This window comes from Actinomadura spongiicola, from assembly GCF_003432485.1.
In the GTDB taxonomy this organism is placed as follows: Bacteria; Actinomycetota; Actinomycetes; order Streptosporangiales; family Streptosporangiaceae; genus Spirillospora; species Spirillospora spongiicola.
In genome coordinates this window covers 577,529-603,897 of the sequence record NZ_QVNQ01000001.1, presented here as the reverse complement: position 1 = coordinate 603,897, position 26,369 = coordinate 577,529, and the positions used below count along the sequence as shown (strand labels likewise).

Below are 26,369 nucleotides of genomic sequence, written 5' to 3'. Positions count from 1 at the left end.
AGCCGGACGACGACGCGAAGCGCGGAGGCAGGTCCACCGGAACGTCCGGTGGACCTGTCCGTCACGCTTCTCCCAGCGAACGAGGAGGTAGTAGAGGTGTCACTGAAGCCTGGGGGGCCGATGCGGCGGCGTCCGGGACGTCCGCCCAAGAAGGAGGCCGGGGACACCAAGGCCGAACTCGTCGAGGCGGCGCTGCGGCTCTTCGCGCAGAAGGGGTACACGGGCACGTCGATCCGCGCGATCGCCCGCGAGGTCGGGTTGAGCGAGAGCGTCCTGTACGCGCACTTCGCGGGCAAGCAGGACATCTTCGACGCGGCCGTGGCCAGGCTCGGGCCGCAGGGCCTGGTCACCGGCCTGGAGAGCCTCGATCCCGCGCTCGCCGACCGTGACCCCGCCGCGTATCTCCGCGCGCTGGTGACGCACGTCCTGGACGCGTGGGACTCGCCGAGCGGACGGCTCTTCATCAGCCTGATGGTCCGGGACGGGCTGGTCCACAGCGCCGCCATGGGCGACACCGTCATGCGGTCCATGGGCGAGACCGCGACGCTGTTCCAGAACTGGATCGACGCGGGTCGCATCCCCGCCGACCTGGGCGGTCCCGTCGATCTGGCGTGGGCGCTGTTCGGGCCGATCGGCCAGGCCCGGCTACTGTGGTTGCACGCCGACGCCGCCCCCGAGGAGCGGCGGGAGGCACGCGACAGGGCGCTTCGACACACCGAACTGTTCATCAGGGCGGTCTTCCGCGAGCGGCGGGAGCCGCCGACGGGTGATCGTGAAGGACGTGATCATTCATGACGGGCAGGGACGGTGAGTCCGCGCGGGCACCGGTGAACGTCGCGTCCGGGGGGCGTGGGGAGCCGCCCCACCAGGAGGGCACGACCATCCGGATTCTGCTGGCCGAGGACGTCGCGCTGCTCCGAGGGGCGCTGACCGGGCTGCTGGATCTGGAGCCCGACCTGGAGGTCGTGGCGGAGGTCGGCAGCGGCGACGCGATCGTCCGGGCGGCGCTGCGGCACCGTCCCGACGTCGCCGTGCTGGACGTCGACCTGCCCGGCATGGACGGCGTCACCGCCGCCGCCGAGCTGCACGAACGGCTACCGGAGTGCCGCGTCCTCATGCTGACGGGCCTCGGACGCCCCGGCGATCTGCGGCGCGCGCTGGACGCCCACGTGCACGGCTTCGTCCTGAAGGACGTGCCGCCCGCCGAACTGGCCGCCGCGATCCGGCGGGTCGCGGCGGGCGAACAGGTCGTCGATCCGCAGCTCGCGCTGGTGGCGCTGCGCCAGCCGGAGAGCCCGCTGACGCCCCGGGAGGCGCAGGTCCTGCGGCTGGCGGCGGAGGGCGCCGACGTGGACGACATCGCGATCGTCCTCAACCTGACGGTCGGGACCGTCCGCAACTACCTGGCGAGCTGCATCACCAAGCTCAACGCCCGCAACCGCATCGACGCCGTGCGCATCGCGGGCGAGTTCGGGTGGCTGTGACCGAGATCCCGGTTTGAGACCGGTATGAGAAACACATGGTCCGACCCCCGGGCGATTCACATGCGGATCGGTGCGCACCGCACTGGCCGGGCAGAACGCCCGATGAAACCCTCCAGGGCATGGTGGGGGAACCTCTGTACGGGCGCTCGGCCGAACTCGCCGAGATCGACCGGCTGCTCGACCGTGCCCTGTCGGGCGCGGGCGGCGGCGCGCTCGTCCTTCGGGGTGACGCCGGAATCGGCAAGACCGCGCTGCTCGACCACGCCGCGACGCGGGCGGCGGGGCTGTCCGGCGAGATGGACGTTCTCCGTGGAAGCGGCATCGAGGCGGAGAGCGGCGTCCCGTTCGCGGCCCTGCATCTCCTCCTCGACGGCCGGGCCGATCACCTTGCGTCCCTGCCCACCCCTCAGGCAGAGGCTTTGCGGGCCGCGCTCGGCCTGACCCGGCCGGACTCCTCGGACAGGCTCCTCACCGGCCTGGCACTGCTGAACCTCCTCGGCGGACCGGCCACCGACAAGCCGCTGCTGTGCCTCATCGACGACGCGCAGTGGCTCGACCGCGAATCGGCGGACGCGCTGCTGTTCGCCGCCCGCCGCGTCGCCTCACGCGGTGTCGTCTTCCTCATCGCCGTCCGGGACGACGGCCGACCGCGCACCGGGCTGCCCGAACTGAACCTGACCGGCCTCGACCCGGACGACGCGCGGCTCCTGATGGAGGAACGCGCCCCCGACATGCCCGCCGACCGGATCGATCGGCTGGTCGAGCAGGCGGGCGGCAACCCGCTCGCGCTCGTCGAGTTCGCCGCCGCCGGGTCGGGGCGGCTCGCCCGCGTCCCGGAGGAGTTCGCGCGCACCGTCCGTGACCTGCCCGAACAGGTGCGGCTGCTGCTCGCCGTCGCCGCCGCGGACGGCACCGCCGAGCCGGGCGTGGTCGTCCAGGCCGCCCGCGGGCTCGGGCTGCCGCCGGACGCGCTGGAGGCGGCGGAGGAGACCGGCCTGCTCGTCGTGACCCCCACCGCCATCGGGTTCCGGCATCCACTCGCGCGGGCCGCCGCGTACCAGGGCGTTCCGGTCACGCGGCGCATCGCCGTGCACCGGGCGCTCGCCGAGGCGCACGCGCGGGCCGGGGACGCCGACCTGCGGGTCCGGCATCTGGCCGCCGCCGCGCTCGGCACGGACGAGACGGTCGGCGCCGAACTGGAGTCCGCCGCCGACGACATCGCGGAGCGGTCGGGCCCGTCCGTCGCGGCGTTCGCCTACGAGCGCGCCGCCCGCCTCGCCGGTGACCCGGAGGTACGCGCCCGCCGGCTCGTCGCCGCGGCGGAGGCGGAACTCGCCGCCGGGCGGCTCTCCCCCGCCAGGACGCTCGCCGACGAGGCGGCCCGCACGGGCGACGCGGACGACACCTCGGCCCGGGTCGACATCGTGCGCGCGGGCGTCGAGCTGGAACACGGCGTCCCGGAGGCGGCCGGTCGGCTGCTGCTGGAGCGGGCCCGCGCCTACGACGATCCGGAGATCCGCGCACGGCTGCTCGAAGAGGCCGTGTTCCACGCGTGGTCGTGCGGAGACCGGGACACGGCCGTCCGGGCACGGGACGGGCTCGCGGGCGAAGAGCGTCCGTCCGTGCTGTTCGAGGCGTTGTCGGCGCTGCTCGACGGCGACGTCGCGGTCGCCCGGCGCGTCCTCGCGACCTCCGAGGGGGCAACGGACGAGCGGCTGCGGCTGCTCGCCGCCGAGATCGCCCTCCAGGCGGGTGACGACACGGCCGCCGCCGAGATGTCCGCGCACCTCGTGGCCCGGTGCCGCCGCCGGGGGCTGCTCGGCCTCGTCCCGCGCGGGCTCGTCGTCCAGGCGTGGTCGCGGCTGCTGTGCGGCGAGCACGACGAGGCCCGCGCCCTCGCCCGGGAGGCGCTGGAGGTCGCCGCGGAGACGGGCCAGCGCGGGCAGGCCGCCGCGCTGCGGTCGGTCCAGGCGCGGCAGGCGGCGATCGAGGGCGACGAGGTCCGCTGTCGCGCGCTCGCCGCCGACGGGCCGGTCGGCGACGCGCTCGGGCTTCTCGCCCTCGGTCTCGGACGTCCCGAGGACGCGTTGGAGCACCTCCAGGACGGCGCGCGCCTCGCCACGGCCGCCGACACCGTGGAGGCCGTCGTCGCGGCGGGCCGCCCGGACGGCGCCGCCGAGGCCATGGCCCGGCTGGAGGAGTTCGCCCGCGACGCCGGGCAGCCGTGGGCCGACGCGGTCGCGTCCCGATGCCGGGCCCTGCTCACCACCGACCCCGACGAGGCCGAACGGCACTTCACGCTCGCGCTCACGGCCCACCGCGAGGGCGGGCGGCCGTTCGAACGCGCCCGCACGGAACTGCTGTACGGGGAGTGGCTGCGCCGGTCGCGGCGCCGCGCGCAGGCCAGGGCGCGGCTGCGCGCCGCGCTGGACGTCTTCGAACGCCTCGGCGCGGTGCCGTGGGCGGAACGGGCGCGCGGCGAGCTGCGCGCCGCGGGCCAGGCCGTCCGCGCGGACGGCGACGACCTGCCGGCGCGGTTGACCGCGCAGGAGATGCAGGTGGTCCGGCTGGCGATGACCGGGGCGACGAACCGGCAGATCGCGGCGCAGCTCCGGCTCAGCCACCGCACGGTCGCCTACCACCTCTACAAGGCGTTTCCGAAGCTCGGAGTCGCCTCACGGGCCGAGTTGCACCGCCACGTTCCCGCCTGACCCGCACGCCACAAAACTGGCGCCGTGAAAATATTCACGCGCTTAGTTCCCTTGCCCAGACGGCTCCGGCGTTTCATCATCCGATGGGGCGGCGTTGAGGAGCCGGTGATCGAAGCGTGACCAGGGCACGACCAGCAAGACCCGGATGGCGGCGGGACGAGCCGGCGGGGCCAGGCGGCCTCGCGGGCCGGACGCCCCTGTTCGCGCGCACCATCACCGGGATGTACCTCGTCCTGATGCTCCAGACGAGGCTGGTGAAACAGGCGGAGACGGGGCCGGCGCACATGCTCCCGTCCGCCACCATCGTGATCTTCGGCATCTTCGCCGTGCAGTGGCTGCTGGTCCTGTACGGGCCGCGGTCGCAGCGCCCGCGCCGATGGGTGATCGTGACGCATCTGGCGACGCAGACGGCGCTGGCGCTGCTGCCGCTGCTGGTGTTCGGCAACGACTGGTATCCGGTCGTCGGCGGGTTCCTCGCCGGGTCGATGCTGCTGTTGCTGCGTCCGCCGCTGTCGTGGCTCATGGTGGCGCTCGTCACGGCCGGTGAGGGTCTGCTGCGGTACCACCAGGGCTGGTCGGCGGTCGACGTGTCGTTCTGCGTGGTGGCGACGGTGAACACCGGCATCGCCATGTACGCGATCACGCGGCTGTCGGGGTTCGTCCGGGAGCTGCACGCGACACGGGCGCAGTTCGCGGCGGCCGCGGCGGCGCGGGAACGCCTGGAGGCGGCGGGCAGCCTCCGCGCGGTGCTCGGCGCGGCCCTCACCCGCGTGGAGGAGCTGAGCCGCCGCGCCCGCGACCTGCTGCCGGTCGACCCGGCGGCGGCGCGCGACGACCTCGACGAGGTGGCCCGGACGTCGCGGCAGGCGGCCACGGACGTCCGGTCGATCGTCGGCGCGTTGCAGGGTCCGTCCCGCCGCCGGGAGCGTCCCGGCCGGGTGACGCAGTCCCGCCTCGCCTGGACGATCCTCGTCATCATGACCGTGGGCTTCGCGGCCGAGCAGGTCATCAACGTCCACGCGGGGTCCGGCGGGTCCGGGCGGGCGACGGCGGCGGCCGGGGCGGTGGCCGCCGCGATCTCCGCGCTGATGCTCCGGCACACCTCGACCCTGCTGCGCCGCAAGACGCCGCGCTTCGGCGCGTGGACGCTCGCCGCGCAGGTCCTTCTCGTGTTCGGGCCGTTCGCGCTGTTCGGCCCGGAGTGGGCGACGATGGCGTGCCTGGCGACCGGGTCGGTGCTGCTGGTGTCGCGGGGACGGCGCGCGTGGATCATGTTCGCGCTGACCATCGCGGCGTGGTGCGTCCCGGCGCTGTGGGCGTCGCACGGATTGCTCTTCTACCTCTACACGTGCGCGATCTCGGTGCAGATCGGCGTGGTCGTGTACGCGCTGTACCGGCTGCCGATGCTCGCCCGGGAGGTCGACGTCGCCCGGGAGCGGCTGGCGCGCATGGCGGCGCTGCACGAGCGGCTCCGGATCTCCCGCGACGTCCACGACCTGCTGGGCCTCGGGCTGTCGACGATCACGGTGAAGGCGGAGCTTGCGCGGCGGCTCGTCACCGTCGACCCCGTGCGGGCCGCCGAGGAGATCGGCGAACTGGCCGATCTCGCGGAGCGGTCGCGGGCGGAGGCCCGCGCCGTCGCCGCGGACGACCGTGCCCTGGCGCTACGGGACGAGGCCGTGTCGGCGCGGGCCGCGCTGGCAGCCGCGGGCGCCGACGTCCATGTGGACCTGCCCGACGAGACGGAGCTGCCGCCGTCCTCCCCGGTGGACGGCGTGTTGGCGGCCGTGCTCCGCGAATCCGTCACCAACGTCCTGCGGCACGCCCACCCGGAGCACTGCGCCGTCACGGTCACCGCGCAGGCCGGTGTGGTGCGCCTCACGGTGCACAACGACGGAGTCATCCCACCGTCGTTCACGGGCTCCGACCCCGGGTCGGGTAAGGGCCTCTCGAACCTCACCGCCAGAACGGGCGCGCTCGGCGGCTCACTGTCCGCCGGGACCGACGGGAAAGGCGGTTTCACCCTGGTCGCGGAGGTCCCCCTCGCGGCGGGCACGGGCACGAGGGACGTGCCCCGTCACATGACGGATTCGCCCCTTCCCTTCCGTGTCTAGCCTTGCCCGACATGACGCAGGACTTCCATCCGACGCGCGCCGGAACGCCCCCGCGTCACCGCATTTCCCAGACGGCCTCCGACTGGGCGCTGGCCCACGCAGGCGTACAGAGGAGGGGGGTCACCGCACCATGAGTGACAGGCTCGCCGGGCAGACGATTCTGCTCACCGGCGTCACCGGGTTCATCGGGCAGGCCATGCTGGAGCGCCTGCTGTCCGGATATCCCGACACCCGCGTCGTCGCGGTGCTGCGGGAGCGACCGGGCGTCACCGCCGACCAACGGCTGGACGAGCTCATCGCCAAGCCCGTGTTCGGACCGTGGCGGGAGCGGGTCGGGGAGGACGAGGCCCGCGAGATCGTGCGGAAGCGGGTGCGGATCGTCCCGGCCGACCTCACCGATTCCGTGCCGGAACTCCCCGACGACATCGACGCCATCGTGCACGGCGCGTCGATCGTGTCGTTCGACCCGCCGATCGACGAGGCGTTCCAGACGAACGTCGTCGGCACCGTCAGCCTGTACGAGGCGGTCAGGCGGGCCGGGGAGCGCGGCGGGAAGAAGCCGCACATCGTGCACGTGTCGACCGCGTACGTCGCGGGCTCGCGGAAGGGCATCGTCCCGGAGACGACCCTCGACCACGCCATCGACTGGGAGACCGAACTCGACTGCGCGGTGGACGCCCGCCGGACCGTGGAGCGCGGTTCGCGGCGCCCCGAGGTGCTCGGCCGGCTGCGCGCCGCCGCGCTCCGCGAACAGGGCAAGGCGGGCCCGACCGCCGTGGCCGCCGACACCGAGCGGCGCCGCCGCGAGCAGGTCGACGAACGCCTCATCGCCTACGGCCGGGAACGGGCCCGCAGCCTCGGCTGGCCGGACGTGTACACCTTCACCAAGGCGCTCGGGGAACGCGCCGCCGAGCAGACCGCCCATGACCTGCCGCTGTCGATCGTCCGTCCGGCGATCGTGGAGAGCAGCCTGCGGCACCCGTACCCGGGCTGGATCGACGGGTTCAAGATGGCCGACCCGCTGATCCTCGCCTACGGGCAGGGGCTGCTGCGGGCGCTGGCCGGAATCCCGGACGGCATCGTCGACATCATCCCCGTCGACCTGGTGGTGAACGCGCTGCTCGCCGCCGCCGCGTCACCGCCTGAGCCTGGCAGGCCCGCCTACTACCACGTCGGGTCCGGCGCCCGGAACCCGCTGACGCTGCAACGGCTCGTCGAGCTGGTCAAGGAGTACTTCAGCGAGCATCCGCTGCCCGCCGCGGACGGGCGCGGCGCGATCCGTCCCAGGGAACTGAAGCTGCTCAGCGAGGGCCGCGCCGAACAGATGCTGGGCACCGCCGAACGCGCCATGGAAGTGGCGGAGAAGGCGCTGCTGATGCTGCCGAGCGGCGACCGCACCCGAGGTTGGCAGCGCAACCTGTACAAGCAGGGACGCGAGGTCCGGCTGCTGCGCCGCTACCGCGACCTGTACGGCGCGTACGGCGCCGCCGAGGTGGTCTACGCCGACTCCGGCACCCAGTCCCTCAGCGCCTCGCTGCCGGACGACGAGGGCTGCGACTCCGCCGTCATCGACTGGACGTACTACCTCCGCGACGTGCACTGCCCGGCCGTGACGGCGGCGTTCCGCCTGATGCAGCAGCCCGTCAAGGCGCCGCGCCCGGTGCTGACGGCGGGTCCTCCGCCACGACCGCCGGTGAAGTTCGAGGAGCGCCGGGACGTCGTCGCGGTGTTCGACTTCGACGGCACGATCGTCGCGTCCGACGTCGTGGAGGCGCACCTGTGGGCGCGGCTGCTGGACGTCCCGCTGAAGTCGTGGCCGGGGACGCTGGCGCCCGTCCTGCGTAAGGTCCCCCACTACCTGCGCACCGAGCACCGCGACCGTGGCGAGTTCCTGCGGGAGTTCGTCCAGCGTTACGAGGGCGCGAACGAGGCGGAGCTGCGCGCCCTGGCCCGCGACCGGCTGTCGGACGTGCTGCTGCGCCGCGCGTGGCCACAGGCGATCCGCCGGATCCGGCGGCACCGGGAGGCCGGGCACCGCACCATCCTGCTCACCGGCACCCTCGACGTGTTCGTGGAGCCGCTGCGCACCCTGTTCGACGACATCCTGGCCGCCCGCCTCCGCGTCGTCGACGGACGCTGCACCGGCACCTTCGAACAGCCGCCGCTGATCGGGGAGGCACGCGGCGCGTGGCTGCGCGCCTGGGCCCGCGAAGAGGGCGTCGACCTCGCCGGCAGTTGGGCGTACGGCGACCACTACTCTGACCGTCCGGTGCTGGAGCAGGTCGGCAATCCCGTCGCCGTCAACCCCGACGCCCGCCTGTACCGGCACGCCAAGAAGCAGCGCTGGACGATCGCGGACTGGGACGGCGACGCCGGCGCCGTGTCCACGCTCCTCGACGCCGCCCTGGAGGAGGCCCGATGATTCTGGCGCTGGAGTACCACCGCTCACCCGCCCGGTACCTCGCCGCCTCGCGGCTCCCCGGCAGGTTCCGTTCGGCGGCGGTGCCGTCGCTGGCGCCGCTGCGGCTGACGAACCGGGAGGCGCCCGGACTGCCCGGCCCCGGCTGGGTGCGGCTGCGTCCCGTGCTGTCGGGGATCTGCGGATCCGACCTGTCGATGGCCGCCGGGAAGGTGTCGCCCTACCTGTCGCCGCTGGTGTCCATGCCGTTCGTGCCGGGCCACGAGGTGGTCGGTGAGCTGCTGGACGACGCGTCCGACGACATGCCCGCCGGGACCCGCGTCGTCATCGACCCGGTGCTGCCGTGCCGGGCGCGCGGCACCGGCCCCTGCCCGCCCTGCGCGGACGGCAACGAGAACCGGTGCGACCACATCACGTCCGGGCGGATCTCGTCGGGGTTGCAGACCGGGTTCTGCGCCGACACGGGCGGCGGCTGGTCGGAACGCCTCGTCGCGCACCGCACCCAGCTGCACCGGGTGCCGGAGTCGCTGCCGCCGATGCGGGCCGTGCTGGCGGAGCCGCTGGCGTGCGCGGTCCGGTCGGTGCGCCGCATCGACGTGCCGCGCGGCGCGTCCATCGTCGTGGTCGGCGCCGGGACGGTCGGGCTGCTGACCGTCCTCGCGCTGCGGGAACTCACCCCCGCCGGGTCGATCACCGTCATCGCCCGGCACGCGGGCCAGCGGCGCCGCGCCCTCGCGCTCGGCGCCACCGAGACCATCGACTCGTCGGCGGCGCTGCGCGGGCTGCGGCGCATCACCGGCGGGTCGCTCGTCCGTCCCGAACTCGGCCCCGGGTACCTGCTCGGCGGCGCCGACATCGTCGTCGAATGCACCGGCGGGGAGGGGCTCGACACGGCGCTGCGGCTCGTCCGCGCGGGCGGGACGGTGCTGCTGTCGGGCATGCCGGCGAAGCCGGTCGACCTGACGCCCGCCTGGTTCCGGGAGCTGAACATCGTCGGGTCCTACGCCAGTCGCGGCGCCGACGACTTCGGGGCCGCCCTCGACCTGGCCTCCCATGACGCGCTCGACGGCTTCGTCGACAGCGTCTACCCCCTCACCCGCTGGCGGGACGCGCTGTCGCACGCGCTGTCCGCCGGACGCTCCGGCAGCGTCAAGATCGCCTTCGACCCCCAGAACGGGGACGGGGCCGCGTACGGCGACACCACCTCGACCGCTGAAGGCACAGACCACCTCGAACGCGAAGGAGCCGATGGATGAGCAGACCGGGACTCGTGCTGGAGGTGGACGAGCGGACGCCCCCGCTGCTGGTGCACGAAGGAGAGGGGTTCCGGCTGGAACGGTTCCCGCTCGGCACCCGGGTGATCTACCCGCCGGATTCGCTGCCCGGCATCCGGGACGTCAACGGCCGGATCCGGGACGCGCTGCTGAACCCGCTCGGCAGCGAGCCGCTGCCCGAACTGCTGCACTCGGGCATGCGGCTGACGATCGTGTTCGACGACCTGTCGCTGCCGCTGCCGCCGATGCGGGCACCGGACGTCCGGGGCCGCGTCATCGAGCAGGTGCTGGAGATGGCGGCCGCCGCTGGCGTCGACGACGTCGAGCTGATCGCCGGTAACGCGCTGCACCGCCGGATGACGCCCGCCGAGATCAAGCACATCGTCGGCGACCGGGTGTTCAACTCGTTCTGGCCGGACCGGCTCCGCAACCACGACGCCGAGGACCGCGACAACCTCACCCTGCTCGGGCAGACCCGGCACGGCGAGGACGTCGAGATCAACCGGCGGGCCGCGGAGAGCGACCTGATCGTGTACGTGAACATCACGCTCGTCGCGATGAGCGGCGGCGCGAAGTCGGTGTCGGTGGGCCTCGCCTCGTACAAGAGCCTGCGGCACCACCACAACGTCCACACGCTGCGGCACTCCCGGTCGTTCAACGACCCGCCGAACTCGGCGATGCACCACTCGTACGAGCGGATGCACAAGCTCCTGTCGGAGTCGGTGCGCATCTTCCACATCGAGTGCACCGTCAACAACGACCAGTTCCCGTCGCCGTTCGAGTTCCTCAACAAGCGCGAATGGGAGTGGACGCTCAAGGACCAGGCGAAGTTCCTCGCCGCCAAACGCGCCAACGACCTCGCCCCGGCCGGAGCCCGGCACAAGGTGTGGCAGGGGATGCGCGCCCCCTATGGGATCACGGGCGTGCACGCGGGCGCGACGGACCTCGTCCACGAGAAGACCCTCGCGAGCGTGCACCGGCAGCAGCTCACCGAGGTGCACGGCCAGTCGGACGTCCTGATGCTGGGGCTCCCGTACCTGTGTCCGTACAACGTCAATTCGGTGATGAACCCGATCCTCGTGTACAGCCTGGGGCTCGGCTACTACTTCAACATGTACAAGAACAAGCCGCTGGTCCGTGAGGGCGGCGCGCTCATCATGTACCACCCGATGAAGTCGGAGTTCCATCCGCTGCACCACCCGAGCTACATCGACTTCTACGAGGAGGTGCTGACGCAGACGACGGACCCGGCGACGATCGAGACGAAGTTCGAGGAGCAGTACGCCACCGACCCCTGGTACATCCACCTGTACCGGAACTCGTACGCCTACCACGGCGTCCACCCGTTCTACATGTGGTACTGGGGCGCGCACGCCCTCAACCACCTCGGTGACGTCATCTGCGTGGGCGCCGACCGGCGGGTCGCGTCCCGGCTCGGTTTCCGTGCGGCGAGCACCCTCGCGGACGCGTTGGAGATGGCGGGCGACACCGTGGGACGCAGCCCCAGCATCAGCTACCTCCACACGCCGCCGATGACGCTGGCGGACGTCCGATGAGCGGCCGGAAGGGCCGGATGAAACTGGTCGAGGAGGTCCGGCTGCTGCGCCGCGGCCGCGACTGGCGTGGCCGGGCGCCCGCGCCCCGGTCGGCGCAGCCGTGGACGAAGGCCCCGCCCAGCCGCGCGTTCCCGACCGAGTGGGCGCGCACCCCGCTCGCCATCGCCGCCCGGAAGGTCGCGTTCGACGGCGTGCTGCGGACCGTCACGTGGAGCCAGACCCGGCCCGAGATCCACGGCGCGGAGATCCTCGACGACATCAAGGGCCCGGTCGTGTTCGTGGCGAACCACGCCAGCCACCTGGACACGCCGCTGATCCTCGGGTCGCTGCCCGTCCGGCTGCGCCGCCGCGTCGCGGTCGCCGCCGCCGCCGACTACTTCTTCGACGCCCGCTGGCGCGCGGTCGCGACCGCGTTGACGTTCAACGCGTTCCCGATCGAGCGGCGCGGCGCGGGCGGCGCCCTCGACCTCGCGACCGAGCTGCTCGAAGACGGCTGGAACCTGCTCATCTACCCGGAGGGCACCCGCTCGACGGACGGTTGGGCGCGCCGGTTCCGGATGGGCGCGTCGCTGCTGTGCCGCGAGCAGGGCGTTCCCGCCGTGCCGCTGGTGCTGCGCGGCACGTACCGGGCGATGCCGCGCGGCGGGTTCTGGGTGAAGAAGGGCCGCCCGGTCGTGTCGGTCCGGTACGGCAGGCCGCTCGTGCCCGAGCCCGACGAGACGACGACCGCGTTCAACGCCCGGCTGGAGGACGCGATCGGCCGCCTGTGGGTCGAGCACGACACGGACTGGTGGACGTCTCTGCACTCGTCCGACCGGCGCCGCGCCCCCCGGGGCCCGGAGGCGTCGGAGTGGCGCCGCAAGTGGGAGTCCACCCGTCCGCAGGCGCCCTCGTCCACCCACCACCGCGTCTGGCGCCGCCGCTGACCCGTGGGCGCCCGCCGCGTGGCGGGCGCCCAACGCGGACTACGCGGACTACGCGGTCTGGCCCAGGACGACCTGGGTCACGTTGGGGAAGTCCCCGAAGATCTTCGTTCCGGCGCCGAACCCGTTTCCGGTGACGGTCATCGCGGGCATCGGCCCGAACCCGTCGGCGAGGGTGACCAGCAGCGCCGTTCCGGTCGGCGTGGCCATCTCGGCGTCGATGTCGTGCCCCTGGATGGGGGCCTTGGCGCGGGCCAGCAGTTCCACGACCGCCGGGCCGGGGTTGGGGATCAGGCCGTGGCGGCACCGGATGAAGCCGCGTCCGACCGGGATCGGCGCGGCGCGCACCTCGTCCACGCCGAGGGTTTCGAGGGCGGCGCACGTCCCGACGACGTCGACGATCGCGTCGTGCCCGCCGACCTCGTGGAAGTGGACGTCCTTCGGCGGCATCCCGTGCACGGCGCCCTCCGCCTCCGCCAGCGTGCGGAACACCCTCAGCGCCCGGTCCCGGACCCGCTCCGGCAGCGGCGCGGCCTCGACGAGTTCCTCGATGACGGCGTGCGTCCGCGACACGGCGTCGTCCTCGACGTCGACGACGGCCCGCGTGGCGGCGATTCCCCGCCGCGACACCCGCTCCACGTCGAGGGACCAGCCGGGCACGTCCAGCCCCTTCAGCATGGCGCGGACCTCGCCCAGGTCGGCGCCCGCGTCGAGCAGCGACCCGAGCGCCATGTCACCCGCCACCCCGGCGAAACAGTTGAAATAGGCGATCTTCTTCATGCGAGCATCCTTCGCGCTAGTACCGCGGCCCCCAGGCCGTCGTCGATCCCGGTGACGACCAGCCCCGGCGCACCCGACGCGAGCAGCGCGGACAGCGCCGCGAGCCCGCCGCTCGAACTGCCGTAGCCGACGCTGGTCGGCACGGCCACCACGGGACGGCTCGTCACCCGCGCCACGACCGAGGGAAGCGCCCCGTCCATCCCGGCCGCGACGATGAGCAGCCGCGCCTCGTCGAGCCGCTCCCGGACGGCCAGCAGCCGGTGCAGCCCCGCCACCCCGACGTCGGCGATCAACGCGGCGTCGAGCCCGAACGCGGCCGACCCCGCCAGCGCCTCCTCCGCCACCGGCAGGTCGGCCGTCCCCGCCGAGACGACGGCGACAGGCGCAGACAGGGCCGGGCGCGGACGTGTCAGCACGACGAGCCCCGACCGTGGATGGTGGACGGCGTCCGGCGCGGCCTCCCGCGCCGCCTCGAACTGCTCCGCCGACGCCCGCCGGAGGAACGCCACCTCCGCGTCACGGGCGAGGAGTTCCTTGACCCGGCCGCGCACCTGGTCGGCGTCGAGCCCCGCGGCCTCGGCGACGGCGACGATGGGACGGTTCACCCGCCACCCCCGTTGATCAGGTGGGCGGCGTATCCGGCGCCGTACCCGTTGTCGATGTTCACCACGACGACGCCGGGCGAGCACGAGTTCAACGCGGACAGCAGCGCGGCCCGTCCCGGAAGCTCACCTCCGGCCGACGTCGGCAACGCGATGACCATGCGGTCGGTCAGCCCGGACACGAGGGTGGGCAGGGCACCGCCCGTCCCGTCCGCGACGACGAACACCCCGGGCGCGTCCTGCTCGCGCAGCCACCCGGGCAGCACGGCTGGGTCATGCACGGGGGCGTCATACCGCCGGACGACCCGGCTGCCCATCGCCTCTGCCACCAGCGCCGCCTCCTCGGCGACGGCCTCGTCCTCCGGCCGCCCGCACACCACGTCAACGCGTCCCACACCGGGCCCGGCGACCGGCGCCAACACCACCAACCTGGCGCGTTCGTGCACGACAGTGCCGGGAAAGGCGGAACGCAACGCGTCGCGTGTCTCCCTGTTCGCCCGCGTCGCGAGCACGTTCGTCGCGCCCGACCCGATCAGGCTCTCCGCGATCGCGACGACCTCGGCGACCGTCTTCCCCTCGCAGTAGACGGCCTCGGGATGCCCGCGGCGGCGTCCCCGCCCGATGTCGACCCGGGCGAACCCCAACTCCTCGACGGCTTCCCCGGTCACGTGGCGACCCGCACACGCGGCAGCCCCAGGACCGCGTTGTGGCTCCCCTGCCGGTACGGCTCCAGATCCAAGGTCACGTAGCGGAACCCGGCGGCCTTGAGCAGCGCGACGATCTCACCGGCCCGTTCGGCGGCCCGTCCGATGTCGCCCGCCTCCACCTCGATCCGCGCCAGGTCACCGCCCTGGTCACGCACCCGCATACGGCCACCGAACCCGGCCCCGCGCAGCGCGTCCTCGGCCTCCTCGACCCGCCGCAACGCCTCCAGCGTGACCGGCACCCCGTACGCGAGCCGCGACGACAGGCACGCCGACGCCGGTTTGTCGGACGTCGGCAGCCCGAACTCGCGGGCGGCGTCCCGCACGTCGGCCTTGCTCAACCCGGCGTCCACCATGGGGAACTTGGCGCCCAGCCGCCGCGCCGCGCTCTGCCCCGGCCGATGGTCGCCGAGGTCGTCGGTGTTCACGCCGAGCAGCACGGGCCAGTCCCCCGCCTCCGCCGCCACCGCGGCCAGCACCGAGACGAGCGCCTCCTTGCAGAACCGGCAGCGGTCCGCGCGGTTGGCGGCGTACCGCTCGTCCTCCATCTCCCGCGTCTGGACGACCCGGTGCCGTATCCCGAGCCGTTCGGCCTGCGCGCGGGCGTCCGCCAGCTCCGCCCTCGCGAGCGACGGCGAGTCGGCGGTGACCGCGAGGGCCCGGTCTCCCAGTTCCCGGTGGGCGAGGTAGGCGAGCAGCGAGCTGTCCACCCCGCCCGAGTAGGCCACGACGGCGCCGGGCAGCGCGGCCAGCGCCTCCCGCAGGTCCGTCACCTTGGTCGAAGCGAGGCTGTGGGCCATGCAATTCTCCTTCGGCGTCGTCCTCCCGCTGGTGAGGCTAGACGCACGGACCGCATGGTCGAATCCGTCATCCGACGGGCACGGCGCCCTCCAGGCCGCAGGGAAAGGGTTCTGAGCACGATCCCGGCCTGGAGAGCGCCGTGGTCTGGGGGTCAGCCGCGAGCCGCGTCGAAGCGCGACTTCACGTCCGACCAGTTGACGAGCGACCAGAGCTTCTCCACATAGTCGGGCCGCACGTTCCGGTATTGCAGGTAGTAGGCGTGCTCCCACGCGTCGAAGACCAGCAGTGGCGTGGTGTTCATACCCACGTTGCCGTGGTGGTCGTAGATCTGCTCCACCACGAGTCGTCCACCCAGCGGCTCCCAGGCCAGCACACCCCACCCGGAGCCCTGCACGGTGGACGTCGCCGTGGTCAGCTGTTTCTGGAACGCCTCGAACGACCCGAAGTGCTCGTTGATCGCGGCTGCCAGCTCTCCGTCCGGACGGTCCCCACCGTCCGGCGACAGGTTCTCCCAGAAGATCGAGTGCAGCACGTGCCCCGACAGGTTGAACGCGAACGTCTTCTCCAGACCGACCAGCCCGCCGTACTGCTCCTTGTCCCGCGCCTCCGCGAGCCGCTCCAACGTGTCGTTGGCGCCCTTGACGTAGGTGGCGTGGTGCTTGGAGTGATGCAGCTCCAGGATCTCCCCGGTGATCGCGGGCTCCAGCGCGGCGTAGTCGTAGGGCAGGTCGGGAAGCGTGTAGTCAGCCATACCGCCACTATTGCAAACTCATTGCAACTACGTCCAACCCGCAATAAGCCGATGTCTCCGGCTCCCGCTAGCGTCCGGCCGCATGGGAGCGAAGACGGCACTGCTGGCGTTCAGCGACGGCGACATCCGTCCAGTACTACGAGGCGCCACACGCTCGGACCGAACCGAAACCGAGGCCCTGGTGCGCCAGGTCCACCCGGGCCACTACGTCGAACCCGCCGGAGAGAAAACCCGTCCATCAAGACGGAGCAGATCCCTCTACACCGCTTCAAAGTCACCGACTTCCCGCTGTAGAGACGGATGGCGTTCTGTCTCCTGATTCGCGGGGTTTGACCGGTCGTGGACGGGCGGCTCGGCCTGTCGGTGGGTTCTGGCAGGGTGAGCACCGGTCAACTCGTGCGGGCGGTGGGAGCGGTTGTGAAGGCTGATGCGTTGAGCCCTCGGCAGTTGTTCGACGGGACGATGCATTACGAGATCCCGGCGTTCCAACGCCCCTACGTGTGGAACGAGGAAGACCAGTGGGCGCCGCTGTGGGCCGACGTCATCCGGGTCGCGGAAAGCCATGTGGTCGCCGACGGCGGCGAACCCGAGGTGCCGCATCACTTCCTCGGCGCGGTCGTCTACGAATCGAAACCGCCGGTCGTGGGCGATGTCACCCGGCACAAGGTGATCGACGGGCAGCAGCGCACCACGACGCTGCAACTGATGATCGACGCGGTGCAGTCGGTCGTCGCCGAACGCGGTCACGTGCTGCTCGCCGAAGACCTCGAGAACCTCATCCTGAACCGGTCGTCGGCGTTCCGGGGCAAGCCGGAGCGGTTCAAGCTGTGGCCGTCCAAGCAGGACCGGGCGGCGTTCGCCCAGGCGATGGACCCCGCTCCCGACTGGAGCGGGGAACACCGCATCCTGGAGGCGCACAGGTTCTTCGGCGACGAGGCGCGCACCTGGCTGTCGGGCACGCCCGACCCGGACGGCAACGAGCCACCGGGTACCGAGGAGCAGCGGGCCACCGCCCTGGCCGCCACGCTCCGCGACCGCCTGCTGCTCGTGGCGATCAACCTCACCCGTCATGACGAGTCGCAGGTGATCTTCGAGACCCTCAACGATCGTGGCACGCCGCTGCTGAAGGCCGACCTGATCAAGAACTGGGTGTTCCAGAAGGGCGACGCGATCGGCGCCGACGTCGAGGCGTGGACGGAGACCCACTGGGTCGACTTCGACGACGACTGGTGGCGAGCGGAGATCACTCAGGGCCGCCACCAACGTTCCCGGATCGACATCTTCATGCAGTACTGGCTCACCATGCGGCTGAGCAACGAGGTGAAGACCGAGCAGGTGTTCCGGGCGTTCAAGAACTACGCGGGCCCGCACATGGTCGACCCGCGGAGCGCGGACGGGTTCCTCCGCGAGTTCCGCCGGGACGCCGACACCTACCGGGCGCTGGCCGACCTGCCGGAGGACACGGCGCAGGGCTCGTTCTACTCCCGTGTCATCGAGACGATGGGGCTGGCGGCGACCAGCCCTCTGCTGCTGTGGCTCCTGTCCGACAACCACAAGGTGCCCGAGGACCAGATCGAGACCGCGCTGAGCGCCCTGGAGAGTTGGGTGCTGCGCCGCACGCTGCTGCGGATGACGATGAAGGACGTCAACCGGTTGATGGTCACGATCCTCAAGCTGCTCGACCGCGGCGAGGCGGCCACGGCCGGGGACACGGTTCGCGCCTTCCTGACAGCGCAGACGACCGACACGCGGTTGTGGCCGTCCGACGAACAGATGAAGTCGGATCTGCCCCGCCTGAGGCTGTACGGGTACCTGGGCCAGCCGCGCCTGCGCGTGGTGCTGGAGGCGATCGAGCGGAAGCTGCGCACCGACTTCCACGAGGACGTCCCGTTGCCGTCCAGGCTGGAGATCGAGCACGTCATGCCGCAGGCGTGGCGCACGTACTGGAACCCGGAACCACCCCTCACGCCCGAGCAGGCCGCCGAGCGGGACCACCGGCTCCAGACGCTCGGGAACCTGACCCTGGTGACCCGGAGTCTGAACGGGGCGCTGTCGCACCGTCCCTGGACGGACGCCCAGGCCGCGGGCATGAGGAGCGGCGGGGAGGCGGGCCTCGGCAAGCGCGGCCTGCTGGCGAAGTACAGCCTGCTCGCCCTGTCGAAGGATCTCGTCAACGGCCACCCGGACGCGTGGACCGACGACGACATCGACGCCCGGGGCGCCGAGATGACCGCGATCCTGTGCGAGGTGTGGCCGGGACCGCCCTCGGGCGGGGCTCCCGCCGAGGTCATCGAGGAGACCGGGGAGCCGAATCAGGCCGGTGAGCTGCCGCGCGTGGAATGGACTGTGGAGCAGCTCGCCGAGTTCGAGGCGTCCACGACCGACCTCACGCGGGGGTTCCTCGACTACGTCGCCAAGAACCTGCCCGGTGAACTGTTCGTCGGGGACGACCTGGAGAACTCCGGGTACGTCTCCGGCCAGGTCTCAGGCATCACCGGCGCGATGGCCCGCAGGACGTACCAGGAGTTCCAGCGCATCAACCCGCCCGTGGAGTTCGTGAACACCAACGGCCGCTGGCACTACCGGATGGACCCCGCCGTAGCGAAGTTCTGGCTGTCCGTCCGGAGCTGAGCCGCCCGACCTCGCGTTCAGGGGTGGAGTTCGAGGAGGACGCGGGTGGCGGCCCGGTCTGCTCGTGCCACGGTCAGCCCGGCCTCGACGGCCAGTGCGGACAGGTCGTCCACGGTCCGGTCCGGGTTGATGGTGACGGCCTCGCGGCGCAGGGTCATGGCGGTGTCCTCCAGCAGGAGGTCTTCGGGCAGGCAGACCTCGGTCACGAGGATCCTGCCGTCCTTGCCCGCGGCGTCGGCGCAGTTGCGCAGCAGCCGGATGGCGTGCTCGTCGTCCCAGTCGGCGAGGACGGCGCAGAGCAGGTAGATGTCGGCGCCCTCGGGCAGCGGCTCGAAGAAGCTCCGACCGACGGCGGTGGCCCGGTCCGCCAGCCCGGACTCGGCGAAGCGCCGTCCCGCCGCGTGCGCGAAGGCGGGCAGGTCAAGCATGGTCGCGCGCAGGTGCGGGTGTCTGGCGAGCAGCGCCTCGACCAGCGCGCCGGTGTTGCCGCCCACGTCCACGAACGTCTTCACTGCACGCCAGCACGGATCGTCCAGCACCAGCTCGACGTCGAATCCCGGTGTCAACTCGAAGTGGACGGGTGGTTCATTGTCAGTACTGCCGCTCTCATCGACATAGGACCATATGTCGCTTCCGAACATCTGGTGATATGCGGATTCCCCTGTTCTCAGTGTGTGCAGGAGATGGATGACGGCGAGTTCCGTCTGACCGACGACCTCATTGAGGTCCAACTGCTCGAACGGCCACGGCGAGTCGTCCTCTCGCCGCAAACTGGCACCCAATTCGGTCAGGCGATAACGACCGCCGTCAATAGCGATCATGTTCAGGGTGACCAGGTGATTCAGGAGCTTACCGAGCGGTCGGGGCTGTGTGCCGGTACGCTCCGCGAGATCCGCGAGGGTCGCTCCACCTTCACCCATGTGGTCCGCGATGCGGAGGGTGACCGCGGCCCTGACCGCCATGGGGGTGACCAGGTCTGATAACGCGATGATCTGTTGTTGGAGCGCGCCATCCGTCGTCATCGGCCCTCCCGTTCGCACGGTCGCCTTCACTCTGCCGCGTTAATGGTAAATCAGAAGAACGATCTAGCCAGTCCCCTGCGATTTCCTTCCGGAGAGTATGCGATTCGAGGCGGCCGGAAAGAGTAGAGGTGGTGGCCCGAGGGGAAGAGTGGGCGGGGGACGGCTGTTGGCATGGAGGTGAAGATCGGTCGAGCGGCGCAGGTGAGCGGGGCGAGCGTCAGGGCCCTGCGGTACTACGAGGATGAAGGGCTGATCACGCCCGGTCGTCTCGCGAACGGGTACCGCGACTACTGCCCGTCCACGATCGCGACCGTGCTCCAGGTTCGCGCGTTGTTGGAGGCCGGGCTGCCGGTGCGGCTGGTCCGGGAAGCGCTGCCGCAACCGGAAGCCGTCCCCGGCGATGAGTTCCTGGACGACGTGCGGCGTTACCGTGACCGGCTCGACCGGCACATCGCGGAACTCGCCGCGCGTCGAGCGGCCCTTGACGCGTACCTCCGCGAAGTCCGCGACCCGGCTTGACCCTGACGTATGCGTGAGGCTTCTACGGTCGCCGCATGGAGATCGCAGAGACGATGCGGGCCCTCGTCCAGAAGTCGCCGGGCGGGCCGCCGACACTGGTAGACGATGTTCCCCGTCCAATTCCGGGGCGGGGAGAGCTGCTGATCCGGGTCGCGGCGGCCGGGGTCAACTTCGCCGATGTCATGCAGGCTCAGGGGACGTACGGCGGTGGGCCCGAGACACCCTATGTCGCGGGTTTCGAGGCGGTCGGCGAGGTCATCGACGCCGGTCCGGGGACTGCGACACCCCTCGGCACCCGCGTCGTGGGGACGGGGCCGGGCGCGTTCGCCCAGTACATGACGATGCCGGACGCGGGCGTGCTCCAAGTGCCCGAAGGGTGGCCGGACGCCGCCGCGCTCGGCATGGTCTTGAACTGGGCCACCGCGCTGACCGCGTTGCGGCCCTTGGGGGACGTCCGACCCGGGTCCGTGGTGCTCGTCCACGCGGCTGCGGGAGGGGTCGGCCAGGCCGCCGTCCGGCTCGCCCTGCACCACGGCGCGCGAGTGATCGCCACCGCCTCACCGCCGAAGCACGACACGGTCCGCGCCCTGGGCGTCAAGGAGGTCCTGGACGGTTCCCGCCCCGACCTGGCGGACGCGATCATGCGCCTGACGGGCGGTGTGGACCTCGTCCTGGAATCGGTGGGCCTGACCACCTTCGCAGCGAGCCTGTCGGTGGCCAAGCCCTACACCGGACGAGTCGTGGTGTTCGGAGCGGCATCCGGTGACGCCTCACTGACCACACACGATCTTGTGTTCAGGTACCCGGTTCAGGTCAGGGGCCTGCACATCGGCACGTTCGCATCGACCGTCCCACACCTCTACGAAGAGGTGGTGGCCGAACTTCACGCACTCATCACCAAGGGCGTCTACCCACCCGGCAACCCGCACGTCCACGCCCTAGCGGACGGCCCGCAACTCCTCCAGGACCTCGAAGCCGGACGAACGATCGGCAAACACGCACTCGACCCATGGGCCTAGGACCTATGTCGAAGTGGCCTCAGCCCGCACGCGAACGCGTTACCCGCCCGGTGGAGCGAAGCCGGAGGCGAGCGGAGCCGGACGGATCGCGAAGCGATGTCGCGTTCGCCCCAGGCACGGTCACGTAGCGAGCCGCCAGGCGAGCGGAGTGGGCCGGGCCTGAATATTAACGCCGGGCGCCGCCGCCGCGGCGTTTGGACATCAGGCGGCGGACCTTGGCCTGGGTGCGCGGGTCACGGGCGAGCCGCTCCGCCCTGGCCCGCGCCTTCTGGCCCTGCGGGCTCCGGAGAAACATCTTGATACGGGTAATGATGGAAGCCAACGTTCTTCCTCCTCGGCCTGGCCTTTGACGGTCGCCGGGCCTTATCACCTCAACGCCTGCCCACTCAGGAAAGTTCGGAACCCCTCAGGGGCGTCGCGTGCGCCACATGGCCGCGAAAGTCAGGACGGTGAGAGCGGCCCCGAACCATAGCACGGCGGTCGTGGACGCTCCGTTGACCACGAAACCGCCGAAGAGGGCCCCGAGGGCGATGGCGAGGTTGAACACGACGGTGTTGAGGGCCGTGGCCGCTTCCGCGTGGTCGGGTGCCGCCTTCAGAATCCACATCTGGACGGTGACGGGCACACCACCGAACGCCAGACCCCAGAGAATCAGCAGCGCGACGCCCGACACGGCCACCGTGCCGAGGAGCGGGAACAACGCCAGGACGGCGGTGAGCAGAACCGTGACGGCGGCGATGGTGGCGCGCACGCTCCGTCCGGCGGCGGTTCCTGCGAGGAAGGTGCCCGCGACCCCGGCCGCGCCGAATACCAGCAGGAAGGGACCGACGAGGTTTTCGTCGACGCCGGATACGTCCTGGAGGATCGGGCTGACGAACGTGTAGGCCGCCGTGTGGCCGCCGACGAGCAGGAACGTCGCGATGGTGGCGCCCCGCACGAACGGGTCGCCGAACAGAGCGAGCAGCGCGCGCAGCCGGATCGATCCGGTCGCGGGGATACCGGGCAGCAGAAGGAACAGCGCCGCGAGGGCCAAGAGCCCGAGGCCGGAGAGAATGAGGAACGCGACGCGCCAGTCGGTGAGGCCACCGATGAGCGTCCCTGCGGGGACGCCCAGGACGTTGGCGGCGGTCGCGCCCCCGAACGCGATGGACGTGGCGCGCGGAACATGCCCGGACGGGACGAGTCGCACGGCGATCCCGGCCGCCAGGGCCCAGAACCCGCCGATGCTGATCCCGACCAGGAAACGGGACGCCAGCAGGAGCGGGAAGTTCGGCGCGGCGAACGACAGGAGGTTGGCCACCACCATCAAGCCGATCAGTCCGAGTAGCACGCTTCGACGGTCAAGCCGTCCGATCGCCACCGGGACGAGCAGCGCCCCCGCGGACGCGACCAGCCCGGGGACCGTGACCATGAGGCCCGCCGTCCCCTCGGAGACCCGCAGGTCACCACCGATGGAGGTCAGCAGCCCGACGGGCAGTTGCTCGGCCGTCACCACGAGGAAGGTCCCCACCGCGACCGCCACCACGGCCAGCCAGCGCCTGAGGGACACATGCTCGGAGACGGCCTCGGCCGTGTCGACGCGGGTCATCGCACTCGACTCCTTCGCTCAACATAGATCCAGTCAACGTAAACTATATGAACATTGAGATTATTTCCTCCGTAGTCGAAGCGGACGCGCACTACGACGACGTCCTGGCCTACGCGGCCAGACGCGTCGACCACGAGACCGCGCGGGACGTCGCCGCCGAGACGTTCCTGGTCGCGTGGCGGCGGCGGAAGGACATTCCCGCCGACCGCCCTTTCCCGTGGTTGCTGCACGTCGCCCGCAACGTCCTGGCGAACGAGGCCCGCGGACGGCGGTGGCGCGGACGGCTGTGGGGACGGTTGCGCGACGACCGGGACCACCAGCGTCCGGTCGACGACATCGCGACCGGGCTGGCGGAGGGCGGACGCATCCACGCGGCGCTGCGACGGCTCCCGGAACGCGACCGCGAGGCTCTGCGGCTCGTCGGCTGGGAGTGCCTGAACACCCAAACTGGAGATCTCGCCCACCGGCGCGTTGCCCCCGTCGGACTACGCGTCCCTCGCGGCGCTGCCACGCGACCCGGATGCTCTCCTGGCCTAGGTGCACAAGAACGCGGGAATTCCCGACTCCACCGACGAACAGCGCAACGCCAACGCGTTCGCCCTCCTCGGCAACCTGGAGGGACGCCCGGTACTGGCCGTCTCCCGCCTCGTCGAGGGCTGGCTGAGGCAGGAGATCATGTTCGTCCCCGACTCCTACACCTTCCACGGCGCACGGACCGTCGCCGCCAAGGACCACTCCGCCGACGGCTGGACGATCAAAAGGGCACCGTGGAGAACATCGTTTAACGTCGCACCGCCGGAATAGTCGACCACCCCGGCCAACACCCCACCTCGAACTGACCTAACCCAACCCCCTTAACCGCCCGTTCCTGGAACCATCCCGGGAACGGGCCATTTTCTTGGTGTGATCTTAACCACCTTGCCCTCTTATCCCCGGTGCCATTACCTTCGCTGTCAGCCCGCGTCACCCCGTAGTCAGATGCGCGGAACCCGAGTCCACAAAGGATGGGTCGAAGAGTCGCAGGTCGGGGTCACCACCGTGGCTGGAGCAGTGCTCGCCGCAGCGTTCGTCATGACAATGGATCGCGCCGCTATTTCGGGCTGAGCACGCGACGATCAAAACTGGCGGTCGCCACAGGTCTACGGAGAGCACTTGTCGCTCCAAGGGCCAGGGAGTTTTCGCTCGCGTACTGACCGGCGCGTCTGAAGAACCAGCCGAGAACCGGGTTCGCGCTTGATGTCGTCGCAAAGGACGCCCGTGGTACAGAAAGCGCTTCCCGACAGCACGGACTCTCTCAAACCGAAGGAGCGACCCCGGCACCCAAGGCTGGTCCTCAAGTTATTACCCGGTGCGGCGTGGGTCGCGGGTTCCGTCATGACCGCGCTGGCCGCCTACCATGCGCTCCATGGACCGGAGGGCGTCCACGGCCTGGACGACCTGGAGGTCTATCTCGGGGCCGTCGAGTCCTTCAGGCAGGGCGACGGGCTGTACACGTTCCATTCCGCGGACATCGGTGACGGGTTCGCGTACCCGCCGTTCGCCGCGATCACGATCATGCCGCTCGCCTCCGTCCCCTACACGTGGGCGGCGGTGCTGTGGACCTGTACCTGTGCGGCGTGCACGGTAATCATCGCGGTCGTCGTCGGCAGACACATCGCGAGGAAATGGCCGGACGGCGTCCTCGACGATCCGGCGTCCTCCAGCGGCCTGGTGTTCCTCGCCATCTCGGTCAGCGCGCCGTTGGCGAGCAACCTGCGATTCGGCCAGATCTCCATACTGTTATGCACCCTCGTCGTCGTCGACCTTCTGTGCCTCAGCCGCACACGCGCCGCAGGCGTCCTCGTGGGAATCGCCGCCGCGATCAAACTGACACCGCTGATCTTCATCCCGCTGCTCTGGCTCGCGGGTCGACGGCGCGCCACCGTAATGGCTTTGGGCACCTTCGCCCTCTGCATCATAGGTGCCTGGGCCGTTGGTCCCGCTGAGAGCGAAAAGTTCTGGTTCTCGGTGGTGTTCCAGGGGGACGCAGTACATGCGTTCACCTCCAGCGGGAACATTTCCTTGGACGCCTCCCTGCAACGACTCGGCCTGCATGGCAACGCGCATACGGCCGTCTGGGCGGTGCTCTGTCTCGCCGTCCTGGCCGCTGCGATGTACCGCGCGGCGCGGGCTGGTCGCGCTGGAGATCACTTCGCGGCGCTGGTCATCGTCGGTGCCGCGAGCCTCGTGGTGTCTCCCATTTCTTGGACGCACCATCAGATCTGGCTGGTGCTGGCGCCCTTCGCGGTCGTCCGGTGGCCCGAGTGGCGGTGGGTGACTCAGGGCGCGTGGGCGGCGGCGGTGCTGGCGGTCATGACGCTGTCGCTCGCGGAGGTCCGGCCGTTGCTGGCGATCGCCGTGGCCGCACTCGTGCCGTTCCGGAAACCCGCCGATAGCTGAGGTCGTGCTGTGGTGTGCCGGACGGTTACCCGAGCGGCACACCACAGGGGAAATCAGAAGGATTCGTTGAGGGTTACGGTGCCTTCGATGGCGACCTGGTAGGCGGAGACGCGGCGTTCGAAGAAGTTCGAGAGTTCCTGGACGTCCTGGAGGTCCATGAACGCGAACGGGTTCGCGGTGCCGTAGCGGGGCGGGACGCCGAGGCGGACGAGGCGTTGGTCGGCCACGTACTCCAGGTAGGCGCGCATGTCGTCGGCGCTCATTCCGGGCAGGCCGTCGCCGCACAGGTCATGGGCGAAGGCCAGTTCAGCCTGGACGGCCTCCTCCATCATGCGGGTGACCTGCTCTGTCAGTTCGGCGTCGAACAGTTCCGGTTCTTCGGCGCGGACGGTGTCCACCACGGAGAACGCGAAATCCATGTGCATGCTCTCGTCCCGAAAAACCCAATTGGTTCCGGAGGCGAGGCCGTTCAGGAGGCCGCGGGAGCGGAGCCAGTACACGTAGGCGAAGGCGCCGTAGAAGAACAGTCCCTCGATGCACGCGGCGAAACAGATGAGGTTGAGCAGGAACGAGCGGCGGTCGGTGGACGTGCGGAGCTCGTCCAGGGAACCGAGGGAGTCAATCCAGCGGAAGCAGAACTCCGCCTTCGCTCGGATGGACGGAATGTGCTCGACCGCCGCGAAAGCCTTGGCGCGCTCGTCGTGGTCGGGAAGGTAGGTGTCGAGGAGGGTCAGGTAGAACTGCACATGGACGGCCTCCTCGTACAGCTGCCGCGACAGGTAGAGGCGGGCCTCCGGGGCGTTGATGTGCTTGTAGAGGTTCAACACCAGGTTGTTCGCCACGATCGAGTCGCCGGTGGCGAAGAACGCGACCAGGCGGTTGACGAGGTGCAGCTCCGCGGGGGTCAGGCGCTTGAGGTCTGAGAGGTCGGACGCGAGGTCGACCTCCTCGACCGTCCAGGTGTTGCGGATCGCGGCGCGGTAGCGCTCGTAGAAGTCGGGGTAGCGCATGGGCCGCAGGGTCAGGTCCATA

Annotated in this window: 23 protein-coding genes and 2 pseudogenes; 15 read left to right on the top strand and 10 right to left on the bottom strand. The window is 71.0% G+C overall.

Annotated features, from left to right (window positions below; all coding sequences use genetic code 11):
* The first annotated feature begins 96 nt into the window (after window positions 1-96).
* From D0T12_RS02850 to D0T12_RS02815, 8 genes are all read left to right on the top strand, one after another.
* The gene (locus D0T12_RS02850) at window positions 97-795 is read left to right on the top strand and encodes a TetR/AcrR family transcriptional regulator (protein ID WP_199487253.1); all 699 of its coding nucleotides are present in this window, start codon (window positions 97-99) and stop codon (window positions 793-795) included.
* Window positions 792-1,484: a response regulator transcription factor gene (locus D0T12_RS02845; RefSeq protein ID WP_117397646.1), complete on the top strand. Its 693-nt coding sequence runs from the start codon at window positions 792-794 to the stop codon at window positions 1,482-1,484. The genes D0T12_RS02850 and D0T12_RS02845 overlap by 4 nt, the downstream gene beginning before the upstream one ends.
* Before the next feature lie 119 nt (window positions 1,485-1,603).
* The gene (locus tag D0T12_RS02840) at window positions 1,604-4,195 is read left to right on the top strand and encodes a helix-turn-helix transcriptional regulator (RefSeq protein ID WP_199487252.1); all 2,592 of its coding nucleotides are present in this window, start codon (window positions 1,604-1,606) and stop codon (window positions 4,193-4,195) included.
* A gap of 116 nt (window positions 4,196-4,311) precedes the next feature.
* The gene (locus D0T12_RS02835; RefSeq protein ID WP_147339350.1) at window positions 4,312-6,309 is read left to right on the top strand and encodes a sensor histidine kinase; all 1,998 of its coding nucleotides are present in this window, start codon (window positions 4,312-4,314) and stop codon (window positions 6,307-6,309) included.
* Between the two features lie 130 nt (window positions 6,310-6,439).
* Window positions 6,440-8,731, top strand: a complete 2,292-nt coding sequence (locus D0T12_RS02830) for an HAD-IB family hydrolase (RefSeq protein ID WP_117397644.1) — start codon at window positions 6,440-6,442, stop codon at window positions 8,729-8,731.
* A complete protein-coding gene (locus D0T12_RS02825; RefSeq protein ID WP_117397643.1) occupies window positions 8,728-9,984 on the top strand; it encodes a zinc-dependent alcohol dehydrogenase in 1,257 nt (418 codons plus the stop codon). The genes D0T12_RS02830 and D0T12_RS02825 overlap by 4 nt, the downstream gene beginning before the upstream one ends.
* Entirely contained in the window at window positions 9,981-11,558 is a 1,578-nt protein-coding gene (locus D0T12_RS02820) for a lactate racemase domain-containing protein (protein WP_199487251.1), read from the top strand. The genes D0T12_RS02825 and D0T12_RS02820 overlap by 4 nt, the downstream gene beginning before the upstream one ends.
* Window positions 11,555-12,484, top strand: coding sequence for a lysophospholipid acyltransferase family protein (locus tag D0T12_RS02815; protein ID WP_199487250.1), 930 nt, complete (start codon window positions 11,555-11,557; stop codon window positions 12,482-12,484). Before D0T12_RS02820 ends, D0T12_RS02815 begins: the two co-directional genes overlap by 4 nt.
* Before the next feature lie 48 nt (window positions 12,485-12,532).
* Here the strand turns inward: D0T12_RS02815 and larC are convergent, their stop codons facing one another.
* The 5 genes from larC to D0T12_RS02790 all read right to left on the bottom strand — a co-directional run bounded on the left by larC (window position 12,533) and on the right by D0T12_RS02790 (window position 16,119).
* Window positions 12,533-13,261, bottom strand: a complete 729-nt coding sequence (gene larC / locus D0T12_RS02810) for a nickel pincer cofactor biosynthesis protein LarC (protein ID WP_117397642.1) — start codon at window positions 13,259-13,261, stop codon at window positions 12,533-12,535.
* Complete coding sequence (larB, locus tag D0T12_RS02805) at window positions 13,258-13,866, bottom strand: nickel pincer cofactor biosynthesis protein LarB (protein WP_199487249.1); 609 nt, start codon at window positions 13,864-13,866, stop codon at window positions 13,258-13,260. The genes larC and larB overlap by 4 nt, the downstream gene beginning before the upstream one ends.
* A complete protein-coding gene (locus tag D0T12_RS02800) occupies window positions 13,863-14,531 on the bottom strand; it encodes an AIR carboxylase family protein (protein ID WP_117397641.1) in 669 nt (222 codons plus the stop codon). Before D0T12_RS02800 ends, larB begins: the two co-directional genes overlap by 4 nt.
* Entirely contained in the window at window positions 14,528-15,367 is an 840-nt protein-coding gene (larE, locus tag D0T12_RS02795) for an ATP-dependent sacrificial sulfur transferase LarE (protein WP_117397640.1), read from the bottom strand. Before larE ends, D0T12_RS02800 begins: the two co-directional genes overlap by 4 nt.
* A gap of 152 nt (window positions 15,368-15,519) precedes the next feature.
* The gene (locus tag D0T12_RS02790) at window positions 15,520-16,119 is read right to left on the bottom strand and encodes a superoxide dismutase (RefSeq protein WP_117397639.1); all 600 of its coding nucleotides are present in this window, start codon (window positions 16,117-16,119) and stop codon (window positions 15,520-15,522) included.
* A gap of 82 nt (window positions 16,120-16,201) precedes the next feature.
* On the opposite strand from D0T12_RS02790, the gene D0T12_RS37300 reads away from it, so the two are divergent.
* Window positions 16,202-16,438: a DUF6928 family protein gene (locus tag D0T12_RS37300; RefSeq protein WP_407642029.1), complete on the top strand. Its 237-nt coding sequence runs from the start codon at window positions 16,202-16,204 to the stop codon at window positions 16,436-16,438.
* Between the two features lie 113 nt (window positions 16,439-16,551).
* Window positions 16,552-18,750, top strand: coding sequence for a DUF262 domain-containing protein (locus D0T12_RS02785; RefSeq protein ID WP_147339349.1), 2,199 nt, complete (start codon window positions 16,552-16,554; stop codon window positions 18,748-18,750).
* Window positions 18,751-18,767: 17 nt separating this feature from the next.
* Here the strand turns inward: D0T12_RS02785 and D0T12_RS36335 are convergent, their stop codons facing one another.
* Window positions 18,768-19,391, bottom strand: a complete 624-nt coding sequence (locus tag D0T12_RS36335; protein ID WP_233525819.1) for a methyltransferase — start codon at window positions 19,389-19,391, stop codon at window positions 18,768-18,770.
* Between the two features lie 192 nt (window positions 19,392-19,583).
* Window positions 19,584-19,712, bottom strand: a pseudogene (locus D0T12_RS37505) (methyltransferase); the annotation flags it as partial.
* A gap of 231 nt (window positions 19,713-19,943) precedes the next feature.
* Between D0T12_RS37505 and D0T12_RS02775 the strand changes: the two are divergent.
* Both D0T12_RS02775 and D0T12_RS02770 read left to right on the top strand, forming a co-directional pair.
* A complete protein-coding gene (locus tag D0T12_RS02775) occupies window positions 19,944-20,291 on the top strand; it encodes a MerR family transcriptional regulator (RefSeq protein WP_233525817.1) in 348 nt (115 codons plus the stop codon).
* 35 nt (window positions 20,292-20,326) lie between these two features.
* Window positions 20,327-21,310, top strand: coding sequence for a zinc-binding dehydrogenase (locus D0T12_RS02770; protein WP_117397636.1), 984 nt, complete (start codon window positions 20,327-20,329; stop codon window positions 21,308-21,310).
* A 166-nt stretch (window positions 21,311-21,476) separates the two neighbouring features.
* Here D0T12_RS02770 and D0T12_RS35765 read toward each other — a convergent pair whose 3' ends face one another.
* Window positions 21,477-21,632 (bottom strand): hypothetical protein, encoded by a 156-nt coding sequence (locus D0T12_RS35765; RefSeq protein ID WP_199487248.1) that lies wholly within the window; start codon window positions 21,630-21,632, stop codon window positions 21,477-21,479.
* An 84-nt stretch (window positions 21,633-21,716) separates the two neighbouring features.
* Window positions 21,717-22,898, bottom strand: a complete 1,182-nt coding sequence (locus D0T12_RS02765) for an MFS transporter (RefSeq protein WP_117397635.1) — start codon at window positions 22,896-22,898, stop codon at window positions 21,717-21,719.
* A 47-nt stretch (window positions 22,899-22,945) separates the two neighbouring features.
* On the opposite strand from D0T12_RS02765, the pseudogene D0T12_RS37295 reads away from it, so the two are divergent.
* The 3 genes and pseudogenes from D0T12_RS37295 to D0T12_RS02755 form a co-directional block, all read left to right on the top strand.
* Window positions 22,946-23,116 (top strand): annotated as a pseudogene (locus D0T12_RS37295) (hypothetical protein); the annotation flags it as partial.
* Between the two features lie 319 nt (window positions 23,117-23,435).
* A complete protein-coding gene (locus D0T12_RS36320) occupies window positions 23,436-23,702 on the top strand; it encodes a hypothetical protein (RefSeq protein ID WP_233525815.1) in 267 nt (88 codons plus the stop codon).
* Window positions 23,703-24,272: 570 nt separating this feature from the next.
* Window positions 24,273-25,337 carry a glycosyltransferase 87 family protein gene (locus tag D0T12_RS02755; RefSeq protein WP_158581376.1) on the top strand — a complete coding sequence of 355 codons (1,065 nt, stop codon included), beginning with the start codon at window positions 24,273-24,275 and terminating at the stop codon, window positions 25,335-25,337.
* A gap of 53 nt (window positions 25,338-25,390) precedes the next feature.
* On the opposite strand, the gene D0T12_RS02750 is transcribed toward D0T12_RS02755, so the two are convergent.
* Entirely contained in the window at window positions 25,391-26,368 is a 978-nt protein-coding gene (locus tag D0T12_RS02750) for a ribonucleotide-diphosphate reductase subunit beta (protein WP_233525814.1), read from the bottom strand.
* Between the last annotated feature and the right edge of the window lies 1 nt (window position 26,369).